General features: G+C 53.9%; 17 protein-coding genes. 7 read left to right on the top strand and 10 right to left on the bottom strand.

Features of this window, described 5'->3' with window-relative positions; translation table 11 throughout:
• Positions 1-43: 43 nt before the first annotated feature.
• From D9A02_RS17950 to coxB, 9 genes are all read right to left on the bottom strand, one after another.
• Entirely contained in the window at positions 44-628 is a 585-nt protein-coding gene (locus tag D9A02_RS17950) for a GNAT family N-acetyltransferase (RefSeq protein ID WP_120502239.1), read from the bottom strand.
• Positions 628-1890, bottom strand: a complete 1263-nt coding sequence (locus tag D9A02_RS17955; RefSeq protein ID WP_120502240.1) for a pitrilysin family protein — start codon at positions 1888-1890, stop codon at positions 628-630. The genes D9A02_RS17950 and D9A02_RS17955 overlap by 1 nt, the downstream gene beginning before the upstream one ends.
• Entirely contained in the window at positions 1887-3275 is a 1389-nt protein-coding gene (gene thrC / locus D9A02_RS17960; protein WP_120502241.1) for a threonine synthase, read from the bottom strand. The genes D9A02_RS17955 and thrC overlap by 4 nt, the downstream gene beginning before the upstream one ends.
• Entirely contained in the window at positions 3272-3955 is a 684-nt protein-coding gene (locus tag D9A02_RS17965; protein WP_120502242.1) for an SURF1 family protein, read from the bottom strand. The genes thrC and D9A02_RS17965 overlap by 4 nt, the downstream gene beginning before the upstream one ends.
• A gap of 84 nt (positions 3956-4039) precedes the next feature.
• Positions 4040-4876 (bottom strand): cytochrome c oxidase subunit 3, encoded by an 837-nt coding sequence (locus D9A02_RS17970; protein WP_120502243.1) that lies wholly within the window; start codon positions 4874-4876, stop codon positions 4040-4042.
• 27 nt (positions 4877-4903) lie between these two features.
• Positions 4904-5485: a cytochrome c oxidase assembly protein gene (locus tag D9A02_RS17975; protein WP_120502244.1), complete on the bottom strand. Its 582-nt coding sequence runs from the start codon at positions 5483-5485 to the stop codon at positions 4904-4906.
• Positions 5485-5646 (bottom strand): hypothetical protein, encoded by a 162-nt coding sequence (locus D9A02_RS19280; protein ID WP_162933125.1) that lies wholly within the window; start codon positions 5644-5646, stop codon positions 5485-5487. The genes D9A02_RS17975 and D9A02_RS19280 overlap by 1 nt, the downstream gene beginning before the upstream one ends.
• Positions 5646-6587, bottom strand: a complete 942-nt coding sequence (cyoE, locus tag D9A02_RS17980; RefSeq protein ID WP_120502245.1) for a heme o synthase — start codon at positions 6585-6587, stop codon at positions 5646-5648. The genes D9A02_RS19280 and cyoE overlap by 1 nt, the downstream gene beginning before the upstream one ends.
• 56 nt (positions 6588-6643) lie before the next feature.
• Positions 6644-7561 carry a cytochrome c oxidase subunit II gene (gene coxB / locus D9A02_RS17985; RefSeq protein ID WP_120502246.1) on the bottom strand — a complete coding sequence of 306 codons (918 nt, stop codon included), beginning with the start codon at positions 7559-7561 and terminating at the stop codon, positions 6644-6646.
• A 208-nt stretch (positions 7562-7769) separates the two neighbouring features.
• Between coxB and tldD the strand changes: the two genes are divergently transcribed.
• The 6 genes from tldD (at position 7770) to D9A02_RS18015 (ending at position 15385) form a co-directional block, all read left to right on the top strand.
• Positions 7770-9191 carry a metalloprotease TldD gene (gene tldD, locus D9A02_RS17990; RefSeq protein WP_120502247.1) on the top strand — a complete coding sequence of 474 codons (1422 nt, stop codon included), beginning with the start codon at positions 7770-7772 and terminating at the stop codon, positions 9189-9191.
• Positions 9192-9444: 253 nt separating this feature from the next.
• Positions 9445-10584: a DNA-processing protein DprA gene (dprA, locus tag D9A02_RS17995; RefSeq protein WP_254054671.1), complete on the top strand. Its 1140-nt coding sequence runs from the start codon at positions 9445-9447 to the stop codon at positions 10582-10584.
• A gap of 114 nt (positions 10585-10698) precedes the next feature.
• Complete coding sequence (topA, locus tag D9A02_RS18000; RefSeq protein ID WP_120502248.1) at positions 10699-13269, top strand: type I DNA topoisomerase; 2571 nt, start codon at positions 10699-10701, stop codon at positions 13267-13269.
• A gap of 106 nt (positions 13270-13375) precedes the next feature.
• The gene (locus D9A02_RS18005; protein ID WP_120502249.1) at positions 13376-13903 is read left to right on the top strand and encodes a superoxide dismutase family protein; all 528 of its coding nucleotides are present in this window, start codon (positions 13376-13378) and stop codon (positions 13901-13903) included.
• Positions 13904-14061: 158 nt separating this feature from the next.
• Positions 14062-14757 carry a CoA transferase subunit A gene (locus D9A02_RS18010; RefSeq protein WP_120502250.1) on the top strand — a complete coding sequence of 232 codons (696 nt, stop codon included), beginning with the start codon at positions 14062-14064 and terminating at the stop codon, positions 14755-14757.
• A 1-nt stretch (position 14758) separates the two neighbouring features.
• Positions 14759-15385, top strand: a complete 627-nt coding sequence (locus tag D9A02_RS18015) for a 3-oxoacid CoA-transferase subunit B (RefSeq protein WP_120502251.1) — start codon at positions 14759-14761, stop codon at positions 15383-15385.
• A 36-nt stretch (positions 15386-15421) separates the two neighbouring features.
• On the opposite strand, the gene D9A02_RS18020 is transcribed toward D9A02_RS18015, so the two are convergent.
• Positions 15422-16246 carry a lytic transglycosylase domain-containing protein gene (locus D9A02_RS18020; RefSeq protein WP_120502252.1) on the bottom strand — a complete coding sequence of 275 codons (825 nt, stop codon included), beginning with the start codon at positions 16244-16246 and terminating at the stop codon, positions 15422-15424.
• Between the two features lie 355 nt (positions 16247-16601).
• On the opposite strand from D9A02_RS18020, the gene D9A02_RS18025 reads away from it, so the two are divergent.
• Positions 16602-16787, top strand: coding sequence for a Flp family type IVb pilin (locus tag D9A02_RS18025; protein ID WP_120502253.1), 186 nt, complete (start codon positions 16602-16604; stop codon positions 16785-16787).
• Positions 16788-16822 lie beyond the last annotated feature (35 nt).

A 16822-nucleotide genomic window follows, 5' to 3' on the forward strand; every position in this document is an offset into this window, starting at 1 on the left:
TTACTCCGGGGTAGGCGCGCAGCGACGGGTAAGGGAATCCCCCCTACCCCGCGTCGGTCCGGCCGCGCCGATCCCCTCGCAAAGACGCATACAAGACATGCGTGCGCCAGCGTCCATTGATTTGCAAATAGCTTTGCGCAACGCCTTCGTATTTGAAACCGGTTTTTTCCAGTAATCCACGCGAAGCCGCATTTTCCGGCAGACAGGCGGCTTCGATCCGGCTCAAGTCCAGCCGCTCGAAGGCATGATGCACGACCGCCTCAATCGCTTCGCGCATATATCCTTGCCGTGCAAACGACTGACCAGTCCAATAGCCCAGCGTCCCAGCCTGCGCGGGCCCACGGCGGATATTATCCAACGTGATCGCCCCCATAAGCATCTGATCCTCGCGCCGGATCAAAAACAACGGAACTGCGGTTTCATTGCTGATCGACTTTTGCGCCCAGTACACCCGATTTGTGAAACCGCGTCGCGCCAGATGATCCGTAGACCATTGTGGTTCCCACGGGATAAGATAGTCAGCACTTTGTTCGCGCAACATCGACCAAGCGTGATAGTCTTGCATTACCGGTGCACGCAAGGTCAGACGTTCGGTCTCGATCTTGACTTTACGGCGCGGCAGAAACATCAGGCGGCACGCCTTTCCTGCAATGCCTCCAGTGTCGGTGCGGTCTCAACCGGACCATAAAGCGCCAAGGCCGCACGGGCCTTCACAGCCATATTCTCTGCCAGATCCCGCACATCCGACAGCTCAACCGCATCGATTTGTTGCACCACTTCGCTCAGATCCGGTATACGCCCCCAGATCTGCAACATACGTGCCAGACGTTCCGCACGGTTCGAGGGGCTTTCCAAACCCATCAACAACCCGGCCTTCATCTGCACGCGTGCACGCTCAACCTCAACCGTACTCATGTCATCAGCGGCACGTTTCATTTCATCAACAGTGATCTGTGCAAGGCCAGCCATCTGATCACCAGAGGTACCCGCATAAATCGTCATCATGCCCGTATCGGCATAGGCCCCGGCCTGCGCGTAGATCGTATAACACAGCCCACGCTTTTCGCGGACCTCTTGAAACAGACGCGACGACATCGACCCACCAAGTGCGGATGCATAAATCTGCGCCGCATGAATGCGCTGATCCATATAGTCAGGGCCCTCAAATGCCATGGCAAAATGGGCCTGTTCCAGCGACTTGATCGTGCGACTTTCACCACCCGAAAATTGTGCTGCCGATGGGATAACAACAGGCGAGGCCTGCATATCGCCAAAGAGCTGCTCTGCCGCAGCAACCAACGTATCGTGATCAACTGCACCTGCTGCAGACAAAATCATCTGCCCCGGCTGATACTGCTGCGCAATAAACCGCTCCAGATCTTCACGACTAAAGGAGCGCACACGATCCTCTGGTCCCAAAATCGTCCGCCCTAGCGGGTGATCAGGGTAGGCTTTTTCCTGCAGCCAGTCGAAAATAATATCATCCGGCGTATCAAGTGCCTGACCAATTTCTTGCAAAATTACGCCACGCTCGATCTCGATCTCATCGGGGTCAAACACAGGATTGCGCAGGATATCCGCGACCACATCCAAGGCCAGAGGCACGTCATTTTCGAGAACGCGAACATAATAGGCTGTTACCTCACGCGAAGTATAGGCGTTGATGTATCCACCGACGTCCTCTATCGCCTCAGCAATTTGTAAGGCTGAGCGTGTTTTCGTGCCTTTGAAAGCCATATGCTCAAGAAAGTGGGCAATGCCGTTTTGCGCGGCATTCTCGTGCCGCGCACCAGCCAGAACCCAAACGCCTATGGCTGCGGATTGCAGCCCCGGCATATGTTCCGAGACGACTCGGAATCCGTTCGGCAATGTTGTCAGGTTAACCGTCAATTCCCGGTCCGCTCCTTAATCAGCGTTTCAATTTCACCAAGATCATTCTCAACCCGGGTGATACGTTCTGAACGCTCATACAGGTCCGACATACGGTCGGGCAAGGGGGGATGTATGCCGCTGGCCTCCTCCACTGCCGCCGGAAACTTGGCGGGATGCGCTGTTGCAAGGGTAATCATTGGCACATCAGCGCTGCGTTGCTCATCTGCAACCTTCACCCCAATGGCACCGTGCGGGCATAACAGCTCGGCACTTTGCTGCATGACACGACCAATAGTGGCTCGGGTTTCACCTTCTGAACAATTACCACTATCGTAGTTTTCACGCAGTGCCTGCAGCGCGCCCTGGCTGACGTTGAAGCCACCTGTTTTCAGTTCATTCATCAGCTGCGCGACAGCAGCACCGTCACGGTCATAGGCTTCAAACAATGCCCGCTCAAAATTGGAGCTCACCTGAATATCCATTGACGGGCTAATCGAGGGGATCACGCCGTCCGGGGTATACCCCTCTCCGCTCAGGCAGCGATGCAGGATATCATTTTGGTTGGTCGCGACAACCAGCCGATCAATCGGAAGCCCCATACGCTTGGCGATGTAGCCAGCAAAGATGTCACCGAAGTTGCCCGTGGGCACAGTAAAGCTGACTTTGCGGTGCGGTGCGCCAAGGCTGACAGCAGAGGTGAAGTAATAGACCACCTGCGCCAGAACCCGCGCCCAGTTGATTGAGTTTACGCCAGCAAGTCCGACAGTGTCGCGGAACGCAAAGTCATTGAACATGTCTTTGACCCGTGCCTGACAATCATCAAAGTGACCGGTCAGCGCCAACGCGTGCACATTATCCTCGGACGGGGTGCTCATCTGGCGGCGCTGCACTTCGGACACGCGGCCATGTGGATAAAGGATAAAGACATCCACAGCATCCAGTCCACGAAAGGCCTCAATAGCGGCAGACCCAGTATCACCACTGGTGGCCCCAACGATGCAGACCCTATTGCCTGAGCGTTTGAGCGAAAACTCAAACAGTTGACCGATCAGCTGCATCGCGAAATCTTTGAACGCCAGCGTCGGGCCGTGGAACAGTTCCAGCAGGAAATGCCCACTATCGAGTTGCTTCAGTGGCGCGCGCGCCGCGTGGCCAAAACCTTCGTATGCACGAGCAATGATACCGCGAAATTCGTCATCCGTGAAAGCGTCTCCCACATAAGGTCGCATGATTCTGAATGCGACTTCTTCATAGCTCTGCCCGGCCAATGCGGCAATCTCACCATGGCTCAGTTGTGGGATGCTTTGTGGCAGGTAAAGGCCACCGTCACGTGCCAAGCCGCTCAGCATCGCCTCTTCAAAGCTCAGTTCAGGGGCCTGACCCCGGGTCGAGATATATCTCATGTCTCAGTGCCTTCAGGTTTGTGGCGCATGCGCCGGATAAAATAGCCGGTCATCACCAGCCAGATGGCCGCGAGCGAAAACCAGGTAATTGCATATTCCAAGTGATCATTAGGAATGCTGATTCTGTCGACGGGCAGCGGCGTCACCGGTGTGTCGTAAAACGACGTTTCGCGCGCGACGATTAATGTCGGCTCGGCATCCAGTACCGCAGCCATTGCATCAACATCACGGGCGAACCACAAGTTCTGTTCCAGATCCGGTTCTGGTGTCGATGAGTTTTTGTCATCAGGCCATACCAAGTTTCCAGTCACTGTTGCGTCTGCATAGCGCCCCTCAGTGGGTTGCTCATCCTGGGTCACAAAGCCCCGGTCCAGCAAAATGCGCCGTTCACCGACTTGCATCACATTAATGAGACGATATCCCGGCCCTATCCGTTTGCGGCTGTCTAATACACGAAGATAAGGAGCAAGCACATCGCCGGTTACGACCACAGCACGATATTTATCCGTTTCGACGTCAGGGGTATCTGGCAAGGCAACTGGCGGCGCTGTGACCCGGCCCTCGATTTCAGTCAGAATACTTTCTTTCCATGTCAGTCGCTGTATCTGCCACACGCCGAGACTAATCAGTACCGCCGCGCCAATCAGGCCAAAAAGCAGAGGGATGATAAAGCGACGCACGAGGTGGGCTCCTGACAAATGCAAAAGCGCGCGATAGCCGCGCGCTTTTGGGTTTTACGCCTTATTGCGGTTTATTCAACCCGCTCAGCCGCCCCAGATGTAGACAGCAGCAAACAGGAACAGCCAGACCACATCAACGAAGTGCCAGTACCAAGCTGCCGCCTCGAACCCAACATGGTTGGTCGGGGTAAAGTGACCGCGCTGCAGGCGCAGCAGGCAGATGAACAGGAAGATCGTACCAATGATCACGTGGAAGCCGTGGAAACCTGTCGCCATGAAGAAGGTCGCGCCATAAATGTTGCCTGAGAAACCAAAGGCAGCGTGGCTATATTCGTAAGCCTGAAACACGGTAAAGATAGCGCCCAGAGCAACCGAAATAATCAAACCCCATTTCATGTCGTCGCGGTTGTTTTCATGTACCAAAGCATGGTGCGCCCATGTAGCGGCACAGCCCGAGCATAGCAGAATCAACGTGTTGATCAGCGGCAAGTGCCAAGCGTCAAATGTCTCAATGCCAACCGGAGGCCAAACGCCGTCTTTGAGTGGGCTGTCTGGTCCCATTGGATACATGGCGTTTTTGAAGAAGGCCCAGAACCAAGCAGCAAAGAACATCACTTCGGACATGATAAACATGATCACGCCGTAACGCAGACCAATCAGAACGACAGGTGTGTGATCGCCGATCTGGTTTTCTTTGATGGTTTCGCCCCACCAGCCAAACATCACATACAGCACCAAGGTCAGACCGATCAGAAACATCCAAGGATTGGCCCCACCAGTCGAAGACGCACCGTCAGGTAGTTTCAGCCATTGGAACAGCAATACGGCGCCAAACAGCATGATGAAGCCGCCAACAGCCCCCAGCAGGGGCCAGATCGAAGGGGCCAGAATGTGATAATCGTGGTTCTTTTCATGTGCCATGTTGCATATCCCTCGTCGAAGGCTCTGTTAGTTCAGATTCTTATTGGTTTCGTTGTCCAGCGCAAGGGCCGCCTGGGCCTCTGGCAGGTCGATTTCGTAAAACGTATATCCCAAAGTGATCGTATGGACGTATTTTGCGTCTCTGTCAGTCACGATTTCAGGGTCAACGTAAAATGTCACAGGCATCTCGACCCGTTCACCGGGTTGCAGAACCTGCTCGGTAAAGCAAAAGCAGTCGATCTTGGTGAAAAATCCACCAGCCTCGTAGGGCGTCACGTTATAGCTGGCCTGTCCGGCAATCGGGCGATCTGTCGGATTGTAAGCCTCGTAAAATGCCAGACCAGTTTCTCCAATCCGCAACTCCATTTCATTCACCATGGGTTTGAACTCCCACGGCATGCCACGTGTCCTTGAGGCGTCAAAGCGCACTTTGATCGTTTGATCCAGCACCTCGTCCGAGGCCACGCTGGCCACTGTAGTCACCCCACCAAATCCGGTAACACGGCAGAACCAGTCGTAAAACGGAACCGAAGCCCAGGCCAGCCCCCCCATCACGACCACGACGCCAACAAGGCGCACAACGGTCTTGTTTTTTGGGTCCATTGCCATCAGTTCGTAATCTCGTCTGTTGGAATTGCAAATTCTTCATTGCTGACCTTGGCAATCGTCAGGCTGAAAACCAGCGCAACAAACGCAGCAAGAACCAACCCCAAGCCCAGATTGCGGCCAAAGCGACGTTTATGCAGTTCATGCTCTTGTGGAAATGCCATCACCAGCCCCCTAACCCGTAACCGGCCAGAACCGATTGCAACAAGATCGCTGTAAAGTGGCCAAATAGATAAAACAGCGACAGAGCGAAAACCTTTTTCTCAGTCTTATAATCATCCGCCTCTGCCTGAGTCTCATCGCGGCGCCAGATATCCCAGGCCCCTTTCAGGAACAGTGCGTTCAAGACAATAGCCACGGCAAGATAGATCGGTCCACCGATCCCGGTGAAAGCCGTACCAATCGCCAAAGGCGCCAGCAACAGCGTATAAACGAGGATATGCTTGCGGGTCGACCGGCGGCCGTGCGTAACCGTCAACATCGGCACGCCAGCTTCTTTGTAGTCCGACTTCATGAACAGCGCCAACGCCCAGAAGTGTGGCGGCGTCCACATGAAGGTCAGAGCAAACATCAGAACTGATTCGACGCTGACACCACCCGTGGCAACCGCCCAGCCAATCATAGGAGGGAAAGCCCCTGCAGCGCCACCAATGACGATGTTCTGCGGCGTCCAGCGCTTGAGCCACATGGTATAGATCACGACATAGAAAAAGATCGTAAAGGCCAGCAACGCAGCAGCGACCAGATTGCTTGCCAATCCCAGCATTACAACGGCCATAACCGACAGGGTGATACCAAATGCAAAGGCCTCGCCCTCGTTGATTCGGCCGGCTGGGATCGGGCGACCCTGTGTCCGCTTCATGATCCGATCAATATCGGCGTCCCACCACATATTCAGGGCACCAGATGCCCCGCCACCAACAGCAATGAATAAAATCGCCGCAAAACCGACAACCGGGTTCACTGGGACAGGTGCTGCTAACAGGCCAACAAGGGCTGTAAAGACGACAAGCGACATTACCCGCGGTTTCAGCAGGGCGAAATAGTCACCAAAACCGGCATCACCGGTTTGTGTCTGGCTGGCATTCAGGCTTGCGTCGCTCATGTTTCCGTCCGGTTATCTCAAGGCCCCGAAACATCTTCGGGGCTTTGCATCAGTCCTCAGTTCAGCGCAGCGGTATCAACATATTCGTTGTCGTTGTCGGCCACAGCTTTCAGCCAAGCTTCATAGGTTTCTTCGCTGACTACTTTAACCGTGATCGGCATATAGGCGTGGTCTTTGCCACACAGCTCAGAACACTGACCAAAATAAACGCCTTCTTTTTCGGCTTTGAACCAAAGCTGTGCCAAACGACCTGGAACGGCGTCTTGCTTTACACCAAAGGCCGGGATGGTCCAGCTGTGGATCACATCAGACCCGGTAACCGTCATCACGACAACCTTGTTGACCGGAACGATAACGGCAGTATCCGTTGCCAGTAGGAACTCATCTCGTGAGTATCCGAAATACTCAAGCTTTTGGACAGCAACATCATCCAGCACCTGAGGACGGCTCATTGGCTGATCAGAACCCCAACCGGCAGCTTCGTCATCGATCTCATAAGCGCCATCAACGAGATAGCTGGTGAACTCTAGCTCGTGCTCTGGATATTCATAAGTCCAGTTCCATTGGTTACCGGTCACTTTGATGTGAATTTCACCTTCTGGGATTTCCTGCTGCTTGAACAAAATCGGTAGCGAGAACGATCCAATCAGAATCAACACAATAATCGGGATGATCGTCCAAGCGACCTCAATCGGAGAATTGTGCGTAAAGGTCGAAGGTGTTGGATTAGCTTTGCGATTGTAGCGAACGATACAGATGGCCATCAAAGCACAAACAAACAGAACGATGATAGTAATCACGGCCAGAACCATCCCGTCTAGCCAATTAATATCGCTGGCCAGCTCGGTTACGGCTGGCTGAAATGCTATACCGCCATCTTTTGGCGTGCCGAGAACCTCAAGATTGTCCTGAGCAAAGGCGGGGATGGCTGTCAGTGCGGCCGGAATGGCCAGAAGGCTGGAAAGTCGTCGCATTTTATACCCTGATCGGTTGAAGCGGTTCGTGGCTCTTTTTACACTCAGGATTCGCGCAAGTGCGGATTCCTATTGGTCTACCGACGCTAAAAACCATATTCTGCGTCCACAGACAAGAAAGACCACTGCGGCAAACGGACACTTTTTTTGATTTGGATCAATTTTTTGCCCCAAATCAACGATAAAAATGAACAGGACCTCTTGAAAAATGACTGAAAACCCATTTCGCCCGTTTGAGACATCACTGGACCGGGACCAAGCATTAAAGCACCTTCAGGTCGCCACACACGGTGCCGATGACGGTGAAATCTTTCTTGAGCGTCGCAAAGCAGAAGCGTTGGTGTTCGAAGACGGGCGTGTCAAAAATGCCTCATATGACGCATCTGAGGGATTTGGCTTGCGGGCGGTTCAGGGCGAAGTCACTGGCTATGCCCATTCCTCCGACGTCAATGATGCGGCACTGGCGCGGGCCGTCTCGACTGTTCGTCTGGCGGTAGGACAAGCTCACAGCGTATTGGCACCAGCACCCGCGCCAACCAATCGCAGGCTGTACACCGATGTTGATCCGATCTCCGGAGTAGAATTTCCGGTCAAATTAGAAACCTTACGCCAAATCGATGCCTATGCACGCGATCTTGATCCACGAGTTGTGCAAGTGTCTGCCACGATTGCCGCCTCACATCAGGAAGTGATGATTCTACGCCCTGACGGAACCGAGCTACACGACATCCGCCCTATGACGCGGGTTAATGTCTCGGTCATCGTCGAGGAAAACGGTTTACGCGAATCCGGTAGTGCAGGGGGCGGTGGTCGCGTTGGGTTGGATGGTCTGCTCGATCCTGCAGACTGGCAAAAGAAAGCGGATGAGGCCCTGCGCGTGGCCCTCGTCAACCTGCGTGCCGAACCCGCCCCCGCAGGCGTGATGGATGTGGTACTCGGCTCTGGTTGGCCCGGCATTTTACTGCACGAAGCCATTGGTCACGGGCTAGAGGGCGATTTCAATCGCAAAGGCAGCTCCGCCTTTGCCGGGTTGATGGGCAAACGCATTGCCGCACCGGGTGTGACTGTTTTGGATGATGGCACCATTCCAGATCGCCGCGGATCGATCACCTTTGATGATGAGGGCACACCATCTGGTAAAAACACCCTGATCGAAGACGGTATTCTTGTTGGCTTTATGCAAGATCGACAAAATGCCCGCCTGATGGGCGTGGACCCCACAGGTAACGGTCGCCGTGAAAGCTATGCCCATGCGCCGATGCCACGAATGACCAACACCTACATGCTGGGCGGAGATACTGCGCCCGAGGACATCGTTGCCGATCTCAAAGATGGGATCTACGCCGTCGGCTTTGGGGGCGGACAGGTTGATATCACCAACGGCAAATTCGTATTTTCCTGCACTGAGGCTTACCGCGTGAAAAACGGCAAGGTCGGCGCCCCAGTTAAGGGTGCCACTCTAATCGGGGACGGAGCAACATCGTTGAACCGCATCCGCGCTTTAGGCAACGACATGGCTCTTGATCCAGGCATGGGCAACTGTGGCAAGCAAGGCCAGTGGGTTCCAGTAGGCGTGGGTCAGCCAACCGTGATGATAGGTGGGTTAACTGTAGGTGGGTCTGCTGCCTGACATCGGCATGATTAAATGCCCCTTTGCACTGCGCGAATCGATTAATCAGCCCCTTTTAGCGCAGTTGTAAATCACGATTTTGGACGTAAATGTAGCCTGCACAATATATGCCGCACATCTATTTGGTAAAATTATCAAATAATCTCAATTATTTAAATTAACACCACGCAATACCAAACACAAAATCAGAGCTTATTCATAACCCATTAACCAAGTCCGTCTTAACTCAATTGTGCAAGCAGACGGAGCCATGATGCCCGAAAACGTTCATCCTTCTATCCCAAGCCCACCCTCACCCACCACGAAAGATGGCAGGATATCATGGCTTCGTCTGCTGCGTTCCCGCCGGGTTGGACCCTCAACCTTTTACCGGCTGATGGAGGAACACGGCAGCGCGCAAGACGCAATCGATGCCCTGCCCGATGTGGCCCATAAGGCCGGGGTCAAAGGTTATAAGCCCTGTGATGAAAAAACTGCCCTTGAAGAATGGAACGCCGCCAAATCCTTTAGCGCACGGATGATTTGTATCACCGACACAGATTACCCTGCACAGCTGAAACAAATTTCAGATGCGCCGCCTTTTGTTTGGGCCATCGGAGATTTGAGTGTTCTACACCGCCCAATGATCGCACTTGTTGGCGCGCGCAATGCATCCTCTTTGGGGCTGCGTATGGCACGTGGGTTAGCTGCAGATCTTGCGGCGCAGGGTTACGTCATTGTCTCTGGTCTGGCGCGTGGGGTCGATACCGCCGCGCACGCGGCCAGCATCGATACTGGGACCATCGCCATTCAGGCTGGCGGTGTGGATATTATGTATCCAGCAGAGAACACCCATCTGGCAGAAAAAATCGCCCAAAAAGGCGTGCGCCTATCTGAACAACCCGTGGGCATGCAACCACAGGCGCGCCACTTTCCCCGCCGCAACCGGCTGATCAGCGGCATTGCCCGTGCGGTTGTGGTGATTGAGGCGGCGGCAAAGTCCGGCTCACTTTTGACTGCACGCAATGCATTGGACCAAGGACGTGACGTGCTGGCCGTGCCTGGTCACCCATTTGATGCCCGCGCTTCGGGTTGCAACATATTGCTGCGCGATGGCGCGCATCTTGTGCGCAACGCCGAGGATGTGATTGAGGCTCTGCCACCAGAAACACCTCAACCCGCCCAAGATGACCTGCAACTGGAGGCGCAACCCACGCCCAAACGCAGCCTGCAAGACACAGCAGTCCTGCACACACAGATCCTTGACCGATTGGGCCCCTCCCCGCTTGCTGAGGATCAACTGATCCGTGATCTGGAAACCCCCGCAGCCGCCGTTAGCCCCGTGTTGATTGATCTGGAGCTGGACGGAAAAATCATCCGTCATCCCGGGGGCCTCTTGTCTCTGGCCGTTTGAAACTTACATTTCCGGGCGTTGACAAAGACTGTTTATACATTGCATTGACATTATCTCGTATCAGCACACATGTTGCGCCGCCATAAGCCTTGTCTCGAGTCGAAAGGAAATTGAATGCCCGTTGTTGTTGTCGAATCCCCTGCTAAAGCCAAGACAATCAACAAGTATTTGGGACCTGATTACACTGTACTGGCCTCTTACGGTCACGTACGCGACCTGCCCCCCAAAGATGGATCCGTCGATACCGACAACGGTTTTGATATGAAATGGGAGGTCGGATACGACAGCCGCAAACATGTCAAAGCCATCGCAGACGCTCTGAAAGACGACAACGCCCTGATTCTCGCAACTGACCCTGATCGCGAGGGCGAGGCAATCAGTTGGCACCTTGAGGAAACACTGCGCAAACGCAAAGTGATAAAAAAAGACACTCCCGTCAGCCGTGTGGTGTTCAACGCGATCACCAAATCGGCTGTCACGGAAGCGATGAAAAACCCGCGTGACGTCGATACCGATCTGGTCGATGCCTATCTGGCACGACGCGCGCTAGATTATTTGGTGGGTTTCAACTTGTCGCCGGTTTTGTGGCGCAAACTGCCCGGCGCCAAAAGTGCGGGCCGAGTGCAATCGGTTTGTCTGCGTCTGATTGTTGAGCGAGAGATGGAAATCGAGGCCTTCAAGCCGCGCGAATATTGGTCTGTGAAAGCTGTACTTGGCACGCCGCGTGGCCAAGAGTACGAGGCACGCCTGACTGTTCTGGCAGGCAAGAAGCTCGACAAATACGATATTGAAAACTCCACTCAGGCTGAACTGGCTGAGCAGGCGGTGCATTCACGGGACCTGACCGTAAAGTCGGTCGAGGCCAAGCCAGCCAATCGCAACCCATCAGCCCCGTTCATGACTTCGACCCTGCAACAGGAAGCCAGCCGCAAGTTCGGCATGGGTGCGCGCCAAACCATGAGCACGGCGCAACGGCTTTATGAGGCGGGCTACATTACTTATATGCGGACCGATGGTATCGACATGGCGCCAGAGGCCGTGATGGCCGCGCGTGACGCGATCAAAGACCGCTTTGGCGCGGAATACGTGCCGCCCTCGCCGCGTATGTACAAAAACAAAGCCAAAAACGCGCAGGAAGCGCACGAATGTATCCGCCCAACGGATATGACCCGTGATGCCTCCAAGCTGAAGATCACCGATGCGGATCAGCGCAAGCTGTATGATCTGATCTGGAAACGCACATTGGCATGTCAAATGGCCGCCGCCCGGATGGAACGCACCACCGTAGATGTCGCCAGTGCTGATGGGCAAGTTGAGCTGCGCGCCACTGGTCAGGTCGTGCTGTTTGACGGTTTCATGCGCATCTATGAAGAAGGTCGCGATGATTCTGTTATGGATGATGACGATCGCCGCCTGCCACAGGTCATGCAGGGCGAGGTCGCGGACAAACGCAGCATCACACCAGAACAACATTTCACGCAACCGCCCCCACGCTATACCGAGGCGACTCTGGTCAAACGTATGGAAGAGCTGGGCATTGGCCGCCCGTCGACCTACGCTAGTGTGATTACAACCATTCAAGATCGTGAATATGTACGCAAGGACAAGAACCGCCTGTTCCCTGAGGATAAAGGCCGGATTGTCACGATCTTTCTGCTGAACTTCTTCCGTACTTATGTGGGATATGAGTTCACCGCCAACCTTGAAGATGAGCTTGATACTGTCAGCGCTGGCGGTCTTGACTATAAAGAAGTGCTCAGCAAATTCTGGCGCGATTTCTCGGTTGCTATTTCAGAAACATCAGAACTGCGCATTACAGAAGTGTTGAATGTGCTGGATGCAGCGCTGGCTCCTACTCTCTATCCGCCGCGCGAAGACGGCACTGATCCACGGGCCTGCCCAAAATGCGGCAACGGACAATTGCACCTGAAAAGCTCGCGCACCGGTGGGTTTGTCGGCTGTGGCAATTACCCGGAATGCACATACACCCGCCCCATCGCCGGTGAAGGCGCTGAAGGTGACGAACGCGTACTCGGCGAAGATGCGGGTGATGAAATCTGGCTCAAGGCCGGGCGGTTTGGCCCCTATGTACAGCGCGGCGAGCCAACGCCAGAAAACAAAAAACCCCCACGGGCCTCGCTTCCACGTGGTTGGTCCAAAGAGGACATGGACCTAGAAAAGGCTTTGCGTCTGCTGTCGCTGCCGCGCCCAATTGGTATGCACCCCGACGGTGGCGAGATCGTTTCAAACTTTGGGCGTTTTGGCCCGTATCTGATGCACCAGCTGCCTGATGACGCCAAGCCAACCTATGCCAACCTCAAAGATCCGGCGGATGTGTTTGAGATCGGTATGAACCGCGCGGTGGAACTGTTGGCGGAAAAACGTGCCAACCCCGGCCGTGGGCGGAGCGCACCAGCCAAAGCCCTGCGCGAGTTGGGTGAACACCCCGACAGCGGCGGCCCCGTGAACATTATGGACGGGCGTTACGGCCCTTATATCAAATGGGATAAGGTCAATGCCACCCTGCCCAAGGGGGTTGAACCTGCTGATGTAACCCTAGAGCAGGCAGTACAGTTGGTTATGGAGAAAGCGGCCAAGAAGGGCGGGCGCAAGAAAGCTGCTGTCAAGAAAGCCGCGCCCAAGAAAAAGGCGACCCCAAAAAAAGCAGCGAAAGCCTCTAAATAGAGCACTCTCTATTTTGTGATCTAAATTTCGAAGCCAGCCTGAATATTTGGGCTGGCTTTTGTGTTTTCGAAGGTAGCAGCCTTACCCGTTCAAACAGGACCACAAAATGATCAAGACAACACTTACTAGCATACTGCTTACAGCCCTTTTCGCCTCAACGTCATCCGCAGGACATGTGAACGCCGAGGCCCATGCCGAACTTATCAATAAAGGTGGTACCATCATCGGCGAAGCCCACCTGAAACAAGGCCCGCACGGTGTGCTGATCCATGTAAAGGTCTCGCAACTGGCCCCGGGCAAGCATGGCCTGCATTTGCACAGCCATGGCACTTGTGAGCCGGGCACCGGCTTCAAATCAGCAAAAGGCCATGTTGGTAAAATCGAAGGTGCGCATGGCTTGATGAATCCAAAAGGCCCAGAAGCCGGAGATCTGCCGAACCTTTACGTCGGCGCTGATGGCATCGGTGAAATGGAAGCGGTCTCAGTATGGGTGTCCATCGGAGAAGGAGAAAACGGTCTGTTGGATGCAGATGGTTCGTCATTCATCATTCACGACGCTGCAGATGACCACATCAGCCAGCCCATCGGCGGCGCTGGTGCACGTGTCGCCTGTGGTATCCTCAAAGTGAAATAATCACTCGGGCAGCGCGAATACTGAAACCTCTTCTCCGCGCTGTCCTCAAAACATATTGGACCTTGCACATGCGTAGAAATACCAGTCGTGCGACCTTTCATTGACTTGTATCCTGTGGCCCGCAATACCGGGCGTATCGAATTACTCAGGAGACTCTCATGAGCAAAATCTACGCAAATGCAGCCGAAGCCCTAGACGGGTTGCTGCATGATGACATGCTGATCGCCGCTGGCGGTTTTGGCCTGTGCGGAATTCCCGAATTGCTGCTGCAAGCGATCAAAGAAGACGGCGCAAAGGATCTGACGTTTGCCTCGAACAACGCAGGTGTTGATGATTTCGGCATCGGCATTCTACTGCAGACACGGCAAGTGAAAAAGATGCTCAGCTCTTATGTCGGTGAAAATGCCGAGTTCATGCGTCAGTATCTGGCCGGTGAACTAGAGATTGAATTTAACCCTCAGGGCACTCTGGCTGAACGGATGCGTGCCGGCGGCGCAGGTATTCCTGGCTTTTACACCAAAACCGGTGTTGGTACGCAGGTCGCCGAGGGCAAAGAGCATAAAGATTTCGACGGCGAGACATATATCATGGAACGCGGCATTTTCGCCGATCTGTCGATCATCAAAGCATGGAAAGCTGATGAAACCGGCAATGCGATCTTCCGCAAGACCGCGCGCAACTTCAACCCTCCTGCTGCCATGTGTGGCAAGACCTGCGTGATGGAAGTCGAGGAAATCGTGCCCGTCGGCACATTGGATCCCGACAACATCCACCTGCCCGGCATCTACGTGCACCGCATTGTCCAAGGCACGCACGAAAAACGCATTGAACAACGCACAGTGAGGGAGGCCTGATATGCCTTGGGATCGTAACGCAATGGCGGCCCGCGCCGCACAAGAGCTAGAAGACGGCACCTATGTCAATCTCGGAATTGGCATTCCCACGCTTGTCCCCAATTTCATCCCCGAAGGTGTGAGTGTCACGCTGCAATCGGAAAACGGCATGCTGGGCATGGGCCCCTTCCCGATCGCGGGCACAGAAGACGCTGACCTGATCAATGCGGGCAAACAAACCATTACAGAGCTACCCGAGACGGTATATTTTGACAGCTCCACTAGTTTTGGCATGATCCGTGGCGGTAAAATTGCCATGGCCATATTAGGTGCTATGGAAGTGGCCGAGAACGGTGATCTGGCCAACTGGATGATTCCCGGAAAGCTGGTCAAAGGCATGGGCGGCGCGATGGATCTGGTTGCAGGTGTTGGCCGTGTGGTTGTTGTGATGGACCACACTAACAAGCACGGTGACAGCAAGGTGCTCAAATCCTGCACCCTTCCACTAACAGGCACTGCTGTGGTCGACCGCATCATCACCAATCTTGGTGTTCTGGATGTTGTCGAAGGCGGCTTGAAGATTGTTGAAACAGCGCCGGGCATCAGCGAAGACGATCTGCGCGCCGCGACAGAAGCCACAATCGTCTAATTCAATTCAATGGCGGGCGTCTGAAAGAGGCGCCCGTTAGTTTGATGCCAGTTGCAAGGCACAGGCATCGGTTACCAATTCGGGTTGGGTTTTGCACAGCGCCCGCGCTACCTGATAGGCGGCCAGCACCTTGGGCACATAATCGCGAGTTTCCGCGTAGGGCGGCACACCCTCGTGCCGTTTCACAGCGTTTTCACCAGCATTGTAACCTGCCAGCGCCAGTACCGCGTCACCCTCAAATTCCCGCAACAGCCAATCAAGATACGCGACACCACCTTTGATATTGTCTTGCGCCGACAGGCTGTCATTCACACCGAACCGTTCGGCGGTTGCGGGGATCAATTGCATCAACCCTTGCGCCCCCGCCCCACTCAGCGCATCCGCGCGGCCACCAGATTCAACCGATATCACCGCCAACACCAAAGCTGGTGACACTTTAGTCCCTAGGGTCGCACGTAAAATGTTCGCTCCTTCGTTGTGAGCTATTTTTTGAATGTCCCCGAGCCGGGGTCCCTTAACTGTTTTCCCCGCAGGTCCTTTGCTAAGCGTGCTGATGGCAAGGCGCAGCCTTTCCGTCGGGTCCTCTGAAGAGGCGGGTGAGACCTGCTGCCAGTACCAGCCATATTTGGCTCCTGACACTTCTGGAACTTTGGGGGTCTTTTTTTCGGCTTCCGGTTCCGGGATTTTAGCTGGTTGTTCCAGCTGCGGTTCAATTTGTACCGTAATGAATCTCTTTGTGCCCGGTTTCGGAGGTTTTTGACGTTTAAAGGTAAAATCCTGAAAGGCAGGCGGATCATCGGCAAGAACCATGGCTGGCATAAGAAGCGCCCCACTTAGGATTAACGATACAATCTTGCCCATATTATTAATGCTCTGTTTGTTTTTGTTGCTTGATTATCTCAAAAACCTGAAATTTTGACCAGCATTGTATTGAATTCAGAAACTTTTGACCGCTGAAATTGGGCACGCCGCACTATAGAAACACCCACCCCCCTTAAAGGGATTAACTTTAAATATTTAAATTTCAATATCTTGAGTATAATTTTCCATAAAAATATGAGACACACAAAAATGGCTCAAATGCCGCCCCAATCCTGCCCGATTCCACTGGCTATATTTGGTCATACCGCAACGGCAGCGGACCTGCTGACTAATTTGGTCCCCACCTGTTGAAGTGGTTAGAGACTTAAAAATCTGATCCTTTGGAGGGACCACTATGATTAAATTTTTCAAAAACTTCCGTAAAAACGAAGACGGCGCCGTAACAGTTGACTGGGTTGTTCTGACAGCCGCAGTTGTTGGCCTGGGCATTGCTGGTGTTGCAACCGTTTCAAACGGTGTCGGCTCATTGGCAGGTAAAATTGAAAACGGCGTCAAGGCTACAAACGTCACAGGCGGCTAAATAATAGTGTCAATTATGATTTGACACGCAAGAAT

This window comes from Roseovarius sp. EL26, assembly GCF_900327775.1.
Classification (GTDB): Bacteria; Pseudomonadota; Alphaproteobacteria; order Rhodobacterales; family Rhodobacteraceae; genus Roseovarius.